At 69.5% G+C, this 14,197-nt stretch carries 12 protein-coding genes and 2 tRNA genes; 9 read left to right on the top strand and 5 right to left on the bottom strand.

Translation table 11 applies throughout. The annotated features are described in order from the left end of the window. Positions 1-71: 71 nt before the first annotated feature. From ACFQGL_RS08315 to ACFQGL_RS08305, 3 genes are all read left to right on the top strand, one after another. Positions 72-1,484, top strand: a complete 1,413-nt coding sequence (locus ACFQGL_RS08315; protein WP_377507874.1) for a hypothetical protein — start codon at positions 72-74, stop codon at positions 1,482-1,484. Positions 1,485-1,504: 20 nt separating this feature from the next. Next, a tRNA-Lys gene (locus ACFQGL_RS08310) sits at positions 1,505-1,577 on the top strand. Between the two features lie 10 nt (positions 1,578-1,587). Next, positions 1,588-1,659, top strand: a tRNA-Pro gene (locus tag ACFQGL_RS08305). A 60-nt stretch (positions 1,660-1,719) separates the two neighbouring features. On the opposite strand, the gene ACFQGL_RS08300 is transcribed toward ACFQGL_RS08305, so the two are convergent. The 3 genes from ACFQGL_RS08300 to ACFQGL_RS08290 all read right to left on the bottom strand — a co-directional run bounded on the left by ACFQGL_RS08300 (position 1,720) and on the right by ACFQGL_RS08290 (position 3,273). Further along, positions 1,720-2,118 (bottom strand): DUF2267 domain-containing protein, encoded by a 399-nt coding sequence (locus ACFQGL_RS08300; RefSeq protein ID WP_377507871.1) that lies wholly within the window; start codon positions 2,116-2,118, stop codon positions 1,720-1,722. A gap of 139 nt (positions 2,119-2,257) precedes the next feature. Next, positions 2,258-2,905, bottom strand: coding sequence for a GNAT family N-acetyltransferase (locus tag ACFQGL_RS08295; RefSeq protein ID WP_377507868.1), 648 nt, complete (start codon positions 2,903-2,905; stop codon positions 2,258-2,260). A gap of 17 nt (positions 2,906-2,922) precedes the next feature. Beyond that, positions 2,923-3,273, bottom strand: coding sequence for a DoxX family protein (locus ACFQGL_RS08290; RefSeq protein WP_377507865.1), 351 nt, complete (start codon positions 3,271-3,273; stop codon positions 2,923-2,925). Between the two features lie 173 nt (positions 3,274-3,446). On the opposite strand from ACFQGL_RS08290, the gene ACFQGL_RS08285 reads away from it, so the two are divergent. Both ACFQGL_RS08285 and ACFQGL_RS08280 read left to right on the top strand, forming a co-directional pair. Beyond that, positions 3,447-4,052, top strand: a complete 606-nt coding sequence (locus ACFQGL_RS08285) for a D-alanyl-D-alanine carboxypeptidase family protein (protein WP_377507862.1) — start codon at positions 3,447-3,449, stop codon at positions 4,050-4,052. Continuing rightward, on the top strand, positions 4,049-6,031 hold the full coding sequence (locus ACFQGL_RS08280; protein WP_377507859.1) for a sensor histidine kinase: 1,983 nt from the start codon (positions 4,049-4,051) through the stop codon (positions 6,029-6,031). The genes ACFQGL_RS08285 and ACFQGL_RS08280 overlap by 4 nt, the downstream gene beginning before the upstream one ends. Positions 6,032-6,121: 90 nt before the next feature. Here the strand turns inward: ACFQGL_RS08280 and ACFQGL_RS08275 are convergent, their stop codons facing one another. After that, entirely contained in the window at positions 6,122-8,815 is a 2,694-nt protein-coding gene (locus ACFQGL_RS08275; RefSeq protein WP_377507856.1) for a fibronectin type III domain-containing protein, read from the bottom strand. Positions 8,816-9,136: 321 nt separating this feature from the next. Between ACFQGL_RS08275 and ACFQGL_RS08270 the strand changes: the two genes are divergently transcribed. The 4 genes from ACFQGL_RS08270 to ACFQGL_RS08255 all read left to right on the top strand — a co-directional run bounded on the left by ACFQGL_RS08270 (position 9,137) and on the right by ACFQGL_RS08255 (position 13,729). Next, entirely contained in the window at positions 9,137-9,757 is a 621-nt protein-coding gene (locus ACFQGL_RS08270; RefSeq protein ID WP_377507853.1) for a GNAT family N-acetyltransferase, read from the top strand. 514 nt (positions 9,758-10,271) lie between these two features. Beyond that, positions 10,272-10,982, top strand: a complete 711-nt coding sequence (locus ACFQGL_RS08265; RefSeq protein ID WP_377507850.1) for a hypothetical protein — start codon at positions 10,272-10,274, stop codon at positions 10,980-10,982. 86 nt (positions 10,983-11,068) lie between these two features. Then, the gene (locus ACFQGL_RS08260) at positions 11,069-12,004 is read left to right on the top strand and encodes a hypothetical protein (protein ID WP_377507848.1); all 936 of its coding nucleotides are present in this window, start codon (positions 11,069-11,071) and stop codon (positions 12,002-12,004) included. Between the two features lie 393 nt (positions 12,005-12,397). Beyond that, complete coding sequence (locus ACFQGL_RS08255) at positions 12,398-13,729, top strand: multicopper oxidase family protein (RefSeq protein WP_377507845.1); 1,332 nt, start codon at positions 12,398-12,400, stop codon at positions 13,727-13,729. 89 nt (positions 13,730-13,818) lie between these two features. On the opposite strand, the gene ACFQGL_RS08250 is transcribed toward ACFQGL_RS08255, so the two are convergent. Beyond that, entirely contained in the window at positions 13,819-14,172 is a 354-nt protein-coding gene (locus tag ACFQGL_RS08250) for a DUF1330 domain-containing protein (protein ID WP_377507843.1), read from the bottom strand. Positions 14,173-14,197: the final 25 nt, after the last annotated feature.

The raw sequence follows: 14,197 nt of genomic DNA, 5'->3' as shown, positions 1-14,197 counted from the left end.
CGTCGCCGGGTGGCCAGCCGAGGGTCGAATGCGATTGCCGCGCGGGTGCGGCCGCTGCCAGGATCTCGGTCATGTCTGCCGCCGAGCTGTCCGTTGACGATGCGCTGACCGCGTTGCACGCGTCGCTGGACGAGCGACGCCGCCCGGAGGTCGTGGCACACCTGGTGTGGCGGGCCGTCGGCGGCCAGCTCAGGCTGCGTGAGCGCAGGGTCCTGGGCCGGGTGGCCCGGACCGCGTCGCGGTGGAACGGCTGGAGCTCGATGTCCGGGGACTTCAGCCGGCCGGTTGGTGGCGGGCGTCAGGTGCAAGCGGCGGTACGGCTCTTCGAGCTGCCCCCGGTCGACGTCGACACGGACGATCCCGCCTCGCTGCTGGACTTCAGCGCCCAGCTCAGTGAGTCGCTGGGTGCGATCGACGCACGACGGTTGGACTTCCTGCGGGACCGGTTGAACCGGGAGGCCCGTACCGCCGCAGGGATCGAACTGTCGAAGCGGCAGTACAACCGGCGGTTCCGGGTGACGCAGCGCGTGGCGGCGAAGGCGGACCGGTTGGAGACGGAGCGCACCAAGCGCGAGCTGACGTTGGTCGCGCGGGCCGGTTTCGCCGCGGGCATCGAGCGGGACGCGTTCGTCGCCGATCCCTGGGCGGGTTGCTTCGTCGCCTACCTGTCGGCGAAGCGCAAGCTGCGGCGCGAGTTCACCCTGTCCGGTCGGGAGAACCCGTACGACGAGATCGCCGATCTGCTGTTCCGTCGCTGCGTGGACAACCCGCACACCGACTGGTGGATGATCGCGCAGGTGTGGCCGAGTCCGCAGGTGCTCTCCGAGCTGTCCGAGGCGCGGCGTGGTGAGCTGCTGGGCCGGTGGTGGGCGACGATGCGCCAGGTCGCGGGTCTGCTGAAGCGGGTCTGGTCGGCCAGCGAGTTCGACCGCGCCACCATGATCGTGCGGCGGGGCAACGACTCGTCGACGTGGAACCTGCTGTGTGGTGCCTTCAACACCGCCCGGGCGGCCTGGATCAACACCCTGGAGGCGTCCGGCAGCACCGGCCTGCTGGAGGCGTCCTGCCCCGGCAAGGCGATGACGCTGATCGCCGCGGATCTCGCCGCGTGGCATCGCTCCACCGGCGGTGGACTGCACCCCGACATGGGAGTCTGGGCGCGGCTTCCGCTGCCCTGGGACGTACTCGACGGGGTGGCAGCCTGCACCCGCGCGGACGTCGCGGCGGCCTGCGTCGAGGCCGGTGTCGACCCGGTCAGCTCGGGCTGGGTGCGGGCCCGGCCGGCGGGCGCGGTCGGCGCGTTCCGGCCGACACCGGAGTTGGTGCACGGTGTGTCGATCGCCGACCCGGTGTGGGCGTCCGTGCTGCGCGCCGACGGGGTGTTCTCCGGCAAGCCGGCCAAGGACGGTCGGGAACACCACCGGCTCCCCGCCGGAATCGTGATCAGCGAGCTGCCGGAACGCGGTGGACAAGCCCCGAAGTGATCCGGCAGCATCGTCGGCAGCCCGTCGTAGCTCAGCGGTAGAGCTCCCGGCTCTTATCCGGGCGGACGCTGGTTCGAGCCCAGCCGATCGGGACGTGCGGGGATCCGTTGTAGCTCAGTGGTAGAGCAGCCGGCTAGGGACCGGCAGGACGCCGGTTCGAGCCCGGTCAACGGAACCCCGCTCCGACCACTGGCGATCCTGCAGGACTGGGGGCGGCGGTCGCCTCGTTCATCCGTCAGGTCTGCCGGCGGATGAACGGGGCGCTCTGGTCTGCGACGTCTGCGTACTCCGCCGGGAGTTGGGTGACCACCTGCTCGTAGCCGGACGGGTCCAGGACGTCCCGGAGGACGTCGAAGACCGCCGTCACACCGTCCCTCGCCCCGTCCACGTCAACATCCGCACGACCGCTCACCCGCTCGACGAACACGTCGAGCCCGAACCGCTCGGCGGCCTCGCTGCCGCCGAAGGCGTACCCCTGCAACCCCGCCGGCAGCTGGCTGGCCAGGTCGCGCGCCTCGCCACCGTCGATCCGCTCGGCCAGGGTGGTCAACGTGGCCTGTGTGACGGCGGTCGCCTGCTGGGACGACATCCCGGACCGTGTCGCCACCAGGGCGAGGAACTCGTTGTCGTTCACCGTCAGGCCTTCCTCTCGCCGTTGGGGCCAGTCGTGTTCCCAGGCTCCAGGGCAGCAAACGAGGTCGCACCTGGGCGCGAGCGCCAAACCTGCCGCCAACGTCAGATCTGGTCCGCCCCGGAGTCGGGCAGTTTCTCCGTCACGGCCTCCGGCGTAGCAGCAGCGCTTCGGCGCCGACCGGTCGGAAGCCTGCGGCCTGGAATGCGCGGACACTGCGCGCGTTACCCGCGGCCTGCTGTGACCAGACCGGTTCTCCCGCTGGTGTGAGGTGGCGGGCGGCAGTAGCCAACGCGCGGCCCAGGCCCTGGTGGCGAGACTCAGGGTCGACCTCGATCGCGGTCTCCCAACGGCCCGCCACCCCGCGACCGAGGATGACGATCCCGGTATCGGCCGCCCAGACGCGTACGTCATCCCGACGCTGACGTGCTCTGACCACCCGGGGATGGTCTGGGTCGGTGATCTCGCGCAGTCGTATCGGTGGTTCTCCGGGCAGCGCTGTCGCCACCGTCAACAGGTCGATCGTGTCGGTGGATCGGTTGGTGCGGTCGAGCATCGCCGTGAGGAAACGAGGGTTCATCGTGGCGGCCAGCTCATCGCACTGGAGGGCGGCCAGGGTCGTACGCACCCAGTCCGGGTCCTCATCGGTGAACACCACCGAGTGTGCGGTGAAGGCGATCACCCCGGCATCGCGACGGTTCGGCTGCGGCACCACCGTCGTGCCGCCGTCCGCTGGTGGGAACTGCCCGTCAGCCGCCGCGTCCAGAATCCTCGCCAGGGTGCGGTCCAAGGTCGTGCCTCCACGGATCACCAGTGGTAGCTCAGGTTCACGAACAATGCGGCCACCGCGGTGGCCAAGAACACCGCCCCTCCCACGAGCTTGCGGGATCCCACCCGCAGGTGAGCGATGAGCGCGCCGACGAAGTACAGCACGAGGCCGGCGGCGGCAAGTGCCCCCACCAGTGGTACGACGAATCCGGCCAGCAGCCCCAGCGAGCCTGCCGCCAGCAGCATGCCCAACCTCGGCACCCACGACCGCGGCAGGCGCTTCATGTCGGCCTGGGCCTTCGGGTAGTCGTGGCCGATCAGGTAGGTGACCGCGGCGATGCCGTTGAAGACCGAGGCGACAATGGTGACCGTGACGTAAGCGGCGAACATGAACACTCCTTGGTGGGTTGCTTGCCGCATGGACGAGACAGGTCCGCGAGATGTGACCGCCAACGGGGCGGGTCGCCCTCCACAGTGGTCGGTACGGATACTCACCGCCGTACCGTCTGGTGGTAGGTACCTGGACTCATGCTCGTGGCCGTCGGTATCGAAATCGTGGTGGCATGTCTCTGAACACCACCCAGCGGGCCGCCGCCGTCCGGACCGAATCCACCAGGGACCGGGTGTACCACGTCGTCACCATGCTGCTGGCCGTCCTGCTGGCACCGGTGGCCTACCTGGTCGCTCGCGGGGCGGCTCGGCACACCGCCTGCCAGTGGGCGCTGGGGCTGCGCTTCCCGGCGGAGGACCTGACCGGCCTGACTCCGCCAGCCCGGGCAGCCTTCGAGGCGGCCCGTACGGAGGCCATGTGGGGATACGGGACGCTGATCGGGCTGACCTCCGGATACCGCGACGCCGCCACCCAGGCGGCCTTGTACACCGCGGAGATCTGGCGCAGCGGATCCGTGGCGGCCGCCCGGCAGTGGACCCTGCCGCCCGAGGAGTCCCGCCACGTGGCGGGCGTCGCCCTTGACGTACGACCCACCGAAGGCGCCCGCTGGCTGGAGCGGTACGGCGCGCGGTACGGCCTGTACCGCAGATACGACAACGAATGGTGGCATTTCGAGTACTGCCCCGAAGGTCGGCCCGACCGCCTGCCGCATCCGGGCGCTGCTGCGGCGGTCGCCGGTCCGCTGGCGGGCTGCGCGGTCGCGACGGGCCGTTCATGATCGACACCGTGATCGAGGAGCCGCGGTGGTGGCAGGAAGCTCTGGCCGGCCTGGGTGGTTGCCTGTTGCTCACGGTGGCGACCTCTCCCGAGTACACCCAGGGGCTGGCACCGTTCATCGAAACGCCCGGCCGGTCGGAGCTCCACGGCACGGGGTGGGTGCTCGCGCTGATCCCCATCGTGGCGACCGTGGCGGGCCTGTGCCTGCTGCGCTGGTGGCCTTATCTGCTGGCAGCCGCCGGCCTGCTGAGTGCGCCCTCCGTGTGGGGGCAGCTGACGACCGTGTCGCACCCGGCGCTGGGGACCTTCGCGCAGTCCGCGGCGTATCCGCTCGCCGTGCTGGGTGTGCTCGCCTGTGCCCAGAGTCTGCTGAGCAGAGGCTCACCTCGGGCGGGCGCGGCCCTGGTGGGGCTGGCCACCGGGTCCCGTCTGTTCGGCTCGGCGATGGTGGGGCCCGGTTGGTGGTCATCGGACCCCTCCCGGCCCGCCTGGCACGCCGGCATGATCGCGGTTGCCCTCGCCGTGGTCGTCCCCGCCGTTTGGCGGATCCGACGTGGCGACCGCGCCGCTGCCGGCCCGCCGGACACCAGCGGGTGGGCGTGGCAGCGACTGCGGCTGGTCATCGCCGCCGGGCTGGCGGTCTGCCTGGTGCTTCCGCTGTCCCTGTTGACCACCGAGCGGCTCGCCGCACTGCTGAACGTCGACTGGTCGGCGCTGTACCGGCACCAGACAGCGGCGATCGCGGTGACCGGTGTGATCACGCTGGTGCTGGCGATCGGTCTGGCGGCCGTCGCGGGACTGTGGCCGCTGGCCGCCGCGCTCACCGTCGCCACCGTCCAGGTGGCGGTCGCCGCACCGCTGATCCTGGCGTTCACCGCACTCGGTGCGACGGACCCGGTCCGCTGGCTCGGTGCGATCGCGGGTGCGGCACTCGGCGCGGTGGCGGCCAGCAGCCGGTGGCGGGTCGCGGCCGCCGCGACGCTGGCTCTCGGTGCGGCAACGGCGGTCTTCATCGCGTACGCCGCCACCACCGGCCATCCGGAGAAGCTGGCTGAGCAGCAGCGTGTCGTGCCGGCGGTGCTCCTCCTCGTCCTGGTGACCGCGGCAGGCACCGCGGTCGCCGGTGCGACCGGGCCGATACTCGCGCGCCGTGGTGCGGTTCCGGCCGCGCTCGGTCCGCTCGTCGGCGTGCTCGCCGCCAGCGGGCTTCAGATCGTCGAGGTGACGTATCTGCGGGACGGCCTGCCGGTGTCGTCGTACCTCAATCCGGTCTTCCACCTCACCACCTCGGCCGTGCTGTTGCTCGTGGCGGGCGCGGGGCTCAGCGGACTCGGCCTCGCCCACCACATCGCCGAACGGTGGGCGGAACGGAAACGGGCCGAGCTGATCCGACAGGAGGCCGCCGCCGCCGAGCGCGACCGGCTGGCCCGACCGATCCACGACGGCGTCCTGCAGGTGCTGGCGCTGGTGCAGCGGCAGGGCTCGCAGCTGGGCGAAGGCGGCTCGCAGTTGGCGAGGTTGGCCGGCGAGCAGGAAGTCGCGCTGCGGCACCTCCTCAGCGGAGGCGTCGGAATGGCTCGTCCCGGCGGTGATGCGGACCTGTGTACGTCGCTCAGCGCCCTGGGCTCCCCCATGATCGAGGTCTCTACGCCCGCGCAGCCGGTCGTGCTGCCATCGGGCCCCGCCGCCGAACTCACCGCGGCAGTCCAGGCCGCCCTCGACAACGTCCGCCGACATGCTGGTCCGGGCTCGCGGGCATGGGTGCTGCTGGAGGACGAGGACAACGGGGTACGAGTGACCGTCCGCGACGACGGCGTCGGGTTCGAGCCGCAGCGGCTGACCGAGGCGGCCCGAGCCGGACGACTGGGGGTCGCGCAGTCGATGCGGGGCCGGATCGCGGATCTCGGCGGTACGACCACGATCCACAGCCAGCCCGAGGAGGGCACCGAGGTGGAGTTCTGGGTGCCACGGCCGCGGTGAGGCCTCGGCCGTTCAAGGTGGTCCCCTCACACGTCACGGCGCGGGTGGCGTCCGTGTTGGCACGCCACCCGCACCGTCAGCCGCTGCGGGTCAGCGGAGGGTGCCGCTGACAACGCTGTTCTTGCGGGATTCGGTCAGTCGGCGGGTCTCCAGGGCCCGCTGCTCGGCTGTGGTGGCGGCGCGCGTCGCGACGGGTAACGGGCTGCCGCCGAGGGCGTCGATGTCGTAGGCGATCCAGAAGGGTCCGAGTGTGTCGACGGCGAAGGTCAGGGCGATGTTCACGGCCGCGCCGGGGGCCAGGCCGCCCAGTTCGAGGGGAATGGTCAAGGTGGTGGCCAGTCCACCGCCGGGTGGAGTGGTGGCCGGCAGGTCCATGGACAGGTTCCGGACCAGCACGGTCCGTCCGTCACTGACCGTTATCGAGGTGGTCGGGTTGGCCGGGTTGATCAGCCGTAGGTTTGAGTGCACCGCCGGCGAGGAGCCGCCGCCCAGCGGTGCCCCGTTTTGCTGGCTGAGGCTGGTGATGCGGACTCGGGCCTGGGTGATCGGGGTGCTCGATCGGTTGGTGATCGTTCGCCTGAGCACCAAGGTGCCGGGGGTTCGGACCCGGTTTGGCGCGACCGAGCGGGACACGTTGGGGTCGAGGAGGGTCGACTGCATGGCAGCGTTCTGCTGGTAGGTGCCGAGGCTGTTCTGCGGCGACGGTGAGCCGAGCGCGGAGGGCACTCCGTTGATGGGACCGCGGACGGTGGAGACCAGCCGGAAGTCCGCCGCGTTGTTCGCGGTGTCTTGCGGCCTGCCGGCGACCTTGAGCCGGTTCCAGGCGTGGTGCACGAACGGCGGGCTGGTGAAGGCCGGGAGCGGGGTGCCCTCAGCGAAGTCGGGCGTGGAGCTGGCGGCGTCGGTGACGGTGTGTGCGCTGTCCGGGGCGACCAGTCGCAGACCACCTTGCCCCAGGCTGGGCACGATGAAATCGGGTTGGATGTTGGTCAGCGAGTACTCGGCGGCGGCGACCAGGAAGCCGCGACGTGGTGGCACCGGGCGCTCGGTGCCGGGGATCAGCAGGGAGAGTCCCCCGGGAGCCTCGATCCGGAACCCGGCGACCGGCAGATTGAGCTCGGTGGTGTTGACCAGTGAGACGTACTGGTCGGTGAGGCCGTCGACCCCGGATTGGGAGAACTGCTCGATCAACAGTTGCCGGGGTGCGGCGCGGACCTCGACAGCGACGGTGTTCGACACCGCCTCGGCGCGCGGGTTGACGCCGTCGTACTGGATGCGGAACCGGTTGAGTCCGAACGCGGGCATCTGCAGGTCGAAGGAGGCGAAGTTGAGCTCCAGCGGGAAGGTGCCGAGCGGGGTCTCCACACCGTTGGGCAACTCGTCGACGAGCGACACGGTGCCCTCGGCGGTGCCTGGACCGACAGCGACGTCAAAGTGGACCGATGTTCCGAAGGTGGTCGCCGAGGCGGAGGCTGTCAGGGTGACCACACTGGCTGGCTGGATCACCATCCGGATCGGCTTGGTGGCGCTGAACCCATTCGCGTCAGTCACCTTGACGGTGGAGAAGTAGGCACCGGCCGTGGTGGGGCGGCCGGAGATCAGACCGCTGGCCGGGGTGAGCGCAAGGCCCGGGGGCAATGCCCCAGCGGCGACGGACCAGGTGAACGGTGCTGTACCGCCGATGACACTGAGCTGTTCGGCGTAGGAGCCGTTGACCTCACCCAGCGCCGGCGGCGGGAAGTTCAGGACCGGGGCCAGGTTGACGGTCAGGATGATCAGCCGGGTGCCGGACTGACCCTCGGAGTCGGCCACCCGGATCACCACCGGATAGACACCCGCCGTGGTCGGTACGCCGGAGATCCCGTTGGTCTGCGGGTTCAGGGCCAGACCTGGCGGAAGCGTTCCGGAGGCCAGTGACCAGACGAAGGGTGGCGCCCCGTGGGTGATGTTCAGGGTCGCCGAGTAGGAGATGCCGACGGTGGCCGACGTCGGCGCGTTCCACAGCAGCGTCGGTGACACATTAGCGGTGACCTCCTGCGATAGAGCCGACTCGGGCCCGGTTCCCTCGGCGGTGCGGGCGGCCACTGAGAACCGGTAGGTGACCGTCGAGATCAGCCCGGTGACGGTCTGCGTGCTGGCCCGGCCGAAGGTCTGACTGGCCTGACGCACACCCCCTACGTACGGGGTGACCTCGTAGCCGAGGATCGGTGAGCCGCCGTCCGCGCCGGGTGCCCAGCTCAACACCGCGGTGACGGTGTCGGCGGTGACCGCGACGATGGTCGGGGCCGCCGGCAGCGCCATGATCTTTGCGCCCTTCGAGCGCGGGCTGGCCGGGCCGGTGCCGACCGCGTTCTTCGCGGCGACGGTGAAGGTGTAGGTCCCCTTGCCGGCCAGGCCTGAGATCTTCTGGCTGGTCTCCGGCGAGTCAAAGGTGACCGGCTTCGCCTTCTTGCCGTTGAGGTGCGGGGTGACCACGTAGCCGGTGAGGGCAGCGCCATGGTCGGCGGGTGCCTTCCAGGTGACCGTGGCGGTGCCGCCCCGCCGGGACACGGTGGGGGCGGCCGGGGCGGCAGGTGGACCGCTGGGTTTCGGCGCGGCATCGGCCGGTTGGGTGGAGGCGAGTACCGCCGCCGTCCGGGCCTCCGATGGGGGTACCGACATCGCCGACGTCCGGGGGTTGCCGGCCGAAGCGGTGGTCGGCGTCGAGAGCAGGCTGACGACGATGGCGAGTGCGGCTGCGGCGGCGAGAGCCGCGCGCCTCTGAGCGCGTTGTGCTGTGGGCATGGAGGTTCTTTCTCGTGAAAGAGCGGGAACCGGCCACGGGAGGGAACGGGGTAGACGGCCATCCCTCTTGGCCGCGCACGGACCCGGTACTCCAACCGCAGTGGCGACGGACGACATGCGACAAACTCTCATGTCATAGAAATCCGTCAATCAATGTCTAGCAGTTTCCCCAGCTCAAAGGCCATATGGAGATGCTTGTCACGCGACATCCAAGCGCGACGAGTCAGAAACCCGACTGGACCGCCTGACCGGCGCGACCCTGGTCGGCCTCGGCATCCGTGCGGCAACGACCTGAGCGGAACCATCATGGATCATCGGTGGATGCCCCAACCGATCCTGCGCACCGCCCGCCTGCTGCTGGTTCCGCTCGACGACCGGCACATCGAACTGGAAGTCGAACTCGATTCCGATCCGGAGGTCCTTCGCTACCTCGCCGGCCGGGCCCGCTCCAGGGACGAGGTGATCGAGTCCCACGCGCAGCGGATGGCCCTGTCCAGCAAGGTGGACGGCCTGGGCTACTGGATGGCGTTCGGCCCCGACAGCGACGCTGGGCATGGCGTATCGGCGCCGGATCGTGAGAGCGACGGCGACTTCGTCGGGCTCATGATGCTGCCGCCAGCACACGGCCCCGACCAACCGGACGATCCGACCGTTGCGGAGCTCGGTTATCGACTCATCCGCCGCTACTGGCGCAGGGGTCTGGCAAGCGAGGCGTCGGCTGCTCTGCTGCGGCATGCCTTCGACACCGTCGGGCAGGCCAGGGTCATCGCACAGACGATGGCGGTGAACGCCGGGTCTCGTGGCGTGATGGAGGCTGTCGGCATGCGGTACGTGCGGACGTTCTCTGCCACCTGGGACGACCCGCTGCCCGGCACGGAGTCGGGTGAGGTGGAGTACGAGATCACCCGCGAGTTGTGGGAGGCGCGTCGCGACGTGCACTGAGATCTGCGCCTGCCGCGCTCCGGTCGAAGCCGAAGCCCTGGCGCGATTTCCGCTACCGCCACGCCGGGGTGGCTGTCTACCCTCGCGCCATGGCAAGGATCCGCAGACGGGCGATTCGCGTGGACAACATCGACTACCGATGGACGGTCCGCCGAGACGACCCGGGTCACGTCGTGATCAGGGTCTGGCCGATCGAGCCCGGGCGGGGCGTTAGCTTGGAGGCGCGGGTCGCCTTCGACGACCCGTGGCTCAACTACGGGCCAATCATCACCGCGCCACCGGACCGGCTGGCGAACTTCGCCCTGACCCCGGTCACGCCGGAGCAGGTCGCGGGGCTCATCCGCGCGGCTGCGCCAGCGACTGACTCCGAGGTGGTCCGCTCGTCCCCTCGTCGTGTGGGCGCCCGTGCACCTGATCAGGTCAAAGATCGCCCGGCCACCCCATCGCCAGTCGAGGGAGGACCGACGCACTAGCATTGCCGCGGTCCGGGACGGCTCTGCTGAAACGAGGCGTAATGCGTTGGCTGCGGCGGTTGCTGGGTGGCGGGCGGGTCCAGCTTGACCCGGGACGGCAGCAGGCACTGCTACGGGACGTCCACCGGTACGGCGCCGGCGCGCAGAGCCGGTTTCCCGAGCAGGTCGAAGCGGTCGCCGGGATGCTGGACAGCGACGACGGCCTGGTGGTGGCGGCTCGAATCGTGAGTCAGGTCGCCGACGAGGCGTACGCGGACCTCCAGGCTCAGGCGCACGAGGTACACCGACGGACGGGCCGACGGCTCCTGGTGCACCGCCGGAACTACCGGCCGCTGTGGATGGAGGCCGGTCCCTCGCTGCGGTGGCCACTGTTCGCGCTGCCGTGCGGCTTTCACCCGTACGCACAGGTTGCCGCCGCCGTCACGGTGGTCGGCAGCAGGGCGTCCCGCCTCGACCGGGTGACCGACCCTGGCCCGCTCGTGACCCGTGTGTTCGAGGTGCTCGACCTCACCACCGCCGGTTGGGAGTACGGCCGGGTGCGGGTGGACACCGACGCCGCCACCCTGGCCGATCGACTGATCTCAAGCGCCGCGCAGGTGCTCGCCGCCATGGACGACCCGCCCCGGCTGCCACCTGCGGTCCGTGAGCTGATGCGCCGCAACAACACCCTCGCCGTGCATGATCCGACCGGCCCTCGGGCCGTGGGTGGGATCAATCTGGGCGCGACCATGCGGGAACGTCTCCTGGCCTGAGGCCACCGCGCCGGTCCCTCCTGCGAGGGAGCGCCCTCCCCGGTCGGCGGGGACCGCCCGCGCCCGGGTGGCGGAAGGATCGGTGCATGACGACAACGGCATCGACCGCTCGCAGGAACGGCCGTGCCCTGACGTACGCAGTGCTCGGCTGGGCCGTGGCATACGGGGGCGTGCGTCTGGCGTGGACCGTCGGTGAGGCTCCGGATTTCCGGCAGTTCGGGTCGGATCTCCTCGGTTTCACCGGCTGGCGGTCGGTGGCGTTGTGCGTGGCCGTGGGTGTCCTGGCTGTCACCCTGGACCGAGTGGCGACGTGGCGGCCGATACTCGCGGGAGTTGCCTGGACGGTCGCCGGGGCGCTGATCGCGGCGGCCGCGATCCTACTGCCGGAGTTGGTGGGCTTCCTGCTGTTCACGGTCGGCCCGTATTTCGACCCGGTAGCGTTCGCCAGCCGGCTCGCTTGCGCCATCGGAGCGGTCCTGCTCGGGTTGGCCACCGCCCGCTATCAGCGGCGCACCCGGGGCGAGTGTCCGGACTGCTCCCGGACAGTCGCCCCGGGATGGCGGCGGTCAACACCCGCGCGGTGGGCGCGCTGGGCCGCGTACGCCGCGGTAGCCGGGCTCATCACCCGCTTCGCGGCCCAGGTCGTGGTCGGATTCGACGGCCTTACGCAGGACGCCTCCATAATCGGGCTGGAGATCGGCCTGGTGCTGGCTGGAGTGCTGCTACCGCTGGCGCTGGTACACGGCTGGGGCGAGATCTGGCCGGGATGGGTGCCGCTGCTCGCCGGCCGCACGATCCCCCGTCCGCTGTTGCTGGTGCCCGGATTCGGGCTCGGGGTGGGCATCGTGGCCTACTTCGGCATGGGGATGGTGCAGTTGATGTCGGGATCGATCAGCGAGTTCTCCGACACGTTCCTCTGGGTGGCGCTGTCGGCGTACTGCCTCCTGGGGATCGGCCTCATCACGGCCTCAAGCGATTACCACCTGCGAACCCGCAGCGCGTGCAGGGCCTGCGGTCGATGAGTTACCAATTCCTCGACGATCTGTCGGAAATGCAGCACTCCACGAAATGTTCACCCTGTCTCCTTCCGAAGTTCTGCCGTTGAACATCGTGCCAACGGCGTCCACGTCGGTACGACCAAACCGACACATCTCCATCGATTTGACAGTTGGGCCCGTCGCCCGGAAGCGTGGCCGCGTCCGTTCGATAAATCGTCCCGGAGAAGGCCGCGAATGCGTGTCAGGAAACTACTGGCAGTCACAGCCGTAACCTCGCTACTTCTCTGTACCGCAGGAGCTGCGGCTGGGATATGGGCATGGAACGCCCAGGCGATCTCGACCGCTGGCCAGGTCGTCTTCACGCGTCCGCTGGCGATACCTCCGTTGGCACCGTCGACGATGGAGTCCGGCCGTCGGGTGTTCAACCTGACGGCTCAAGCTGGTACGCAGGACTTCGGCCACGGCGCGACCTCCACCTGGGGCTTCAACGGCGCGGTCCTCGGGCCCACGCTGCGCGCGACCCGCGGCGAGCAGGTGGCGGTCAGTGTCACCAACGCCCTGGACCAGAGCACCACCGTGCACTGGCACGGCATGCATCTGCCGGCGTCCGCCGACGGTGGCCCGCACCAGCCAATCATGCCTGGACAGACCTGGTCGTCGACCTGGAAGATCGATCAACCCGCGTCGACGCTCTGGTACCACCCGCACCCGCACGGCGAGACTGCGCGCCAGGTTTACCGAGGGTTGGCGGGCATGTTCATTCTCGACGACCCAGCGACATCGGTGGCCACGCTGCCCCATGACTACGGCGTCGACGACATCCCGCTGATCGTTCAGGACAAGAAATTCGACGATGCCGGCCAACTCGACGCCAGTCCGAGCGGCGTCACCGGAATGGGCATCCTCGGCGACACCATCGCGGTCAACGGCACTGTCGGCCCGCACCTGGACGTCACCACCGAACGGGTACGGCTGCGGCTGCTGAACGCCTCCAACGCGCGCTCCTACAACTTCGGGTTCGCCGATGGCCGCGGGTTCGCGCTCGTCGGCACCGACGGCGGACTGCTTGACACGGCGTACGAGACCGATCGGCTACAGCTCTCGCCGGGCGAGCGAGCCGAAATCGTGGTGACGGTGCGGCCAGGCGAGAACGCGGTGCTGCGCAGCTTTCCCCAGGATCTGGGGATGGGCAGATTCGATCGGTTCGCGGGCGGCGATGACACCTTCGACGTATTACAGCTGCGCGACGCGAGCGCTCTGGCACCTCGTCCGGCCGTGCCGTCGCACCTGGTCGGCCTCCCACGCCTGCCGCGTACGGAGGCTGTGCAGCAGCGACGCTTCGAGCTGACCGACGACGCGATCAACGGCCAGAAGATGGACATGAACCGGGTCGACGCCGCGCCGGTACAGGACAGCGTGGAGATCTGGAAGCTGGTCAACACCGATGGCGTTCCCCACAACTTTCACGTCCATGATGTTCAATTCCAGGTACTCAGCCAGGACGGCGCAGCACCACCCCCGCCGCTGACGGGCTGGAAGGACACCATTTTTCTACCGCCGAACGTCCCGATCGAGCTGATCATGCGATTCAGTGACTACGCGGATGCGCAGACGCCCTACATGTTCCACTGCCACATGCTTTACCACGAGGACTCCGGGATGATGGGCCAGTTCGTGGTGGTGCCGCCAGGTGGCAGCCCCAGCGGCACCGGCCACCTCGCCGACCCGACACACGCCGGCCACCATTGACAGCGTTCTTCACCACGGCTTCGCGGCGAGTGGGCGGGTGCGAAGGCGCCGTTGTCGGCCGGGACATGGTGTCGTTGACTTTCGGCAAATCACTTCGAGCCCGCTATGGATTCCCGTATCGACCGGGCGGAAGCGGCAACACTGAAGCCAGCAGGCAGGCTGTCGATCAGTACGAGGTCATTGATGGTGCTGTTGAGGCGCAGCGGCAGAATCTTCCGGTATTCCGGTGAGTTGTACCAACGCTCGACTGCCTCGTGGTCCGGAAACTCCATCAGGACGACTGTGCCGGGCCACGCACCCTCAAGCACCTGAACCTCACCCTGCGCAAGCCACTTGCCGCCAAAGGGGGCAACGGTGGCTTCGACCTGCTCCAGGTAGGTCAGCCCAGCATCGCTGGGGACGCCCCCAGGAATCCGTAGGTGGTTGATCAGATAGGTAGCCATGCGCCCTCCCCCTGTCGATGCCCCC

This window comes from Micromonospora vulcania (assembly GCF_042658605.1).
GTDB classification, from domain to species: Bacteria; Actinomycetota; Actinomycetes; order Mycobacteriales; family Micromonosporaceae; genus Micromonospora; species Micromonospora vulcania.
This window is presented reverse-complemented; position numbering and strand designations above follow the sequence as displayed.

What these genes read in the sequence shown, in the direction of transcription:
- ACFQGL_RS08315 (WP_377507874.1), top strand. Translation starts at nt 72, where the DNA reads ATGTCTGCCGCCGAGCTGTCCGTTGACGATGCGCTGACCGCGTTGCAC.
- ACFQGL_RS08290 (WP_377507865.1), bottom strand. Translation starts at nt 3,273, where the DNA reads ATGTTCGCCGCTTACGTCACGGTCACCATTGTCGCCTCGGTCTTCAAC.
- ACFQGL_RS08285 (WP_377507862.1), top strand. Translation starts at nt 3,447, where the DNA reads ATGTCTCTGAACACCACCCAGCGGGCCGCCGCCGTCCGGACCGAATCC.
- ACFQGL_RS08280 (WP_377507859.1), top strand. Translation starts at nt 4,049, where the DNA reads ATGATCGACACCGTGATCGAGGAGCCGCGGTGGTGGCAGGAAGCTCTG.
- ACFQGL_RS08275 (WP_377507856.1), bottom strand. Translation starts at nt 8,815, where the DNA reads ATGCCCACAGCACAACGCGCTCAGAGGCGCGCGGCTCTCGCCGCCGCA.
- ACFQGL_RS08270 (WP_377507853.1), top strand. Translation starts at nt 9,137, where the DNA reads ATGCCCCAACCGATCCTGCGCACCGCCCGCCTGCTGCTGGTTCCGCTC.
- ACFQGL_RS08265 (WP_377507850.1), top strand. Translation starts at nt 10,272, where the DNA reads ATGCGTTGGCTGCGGCGGTTGCTGGGTGGCGGGCGGGTCCAGCTTGAC.
- ACFQGL_RS08260 (WP_377507848.1), top strand. Translation starts at nt 11,069, where the DNA reads ATGACGACAACGGCATCGACCGCTCGCAGGAACGGCCGTGCCCTGACG.
- ACFQGL_RS08250 (WP_377507843.1), bottom strand. Translation starts at nt 14,172, where the DNA reads ATGGCTACCTATCTGATCAACCACCTACGGATTCCTGGGGGCGTCCCC.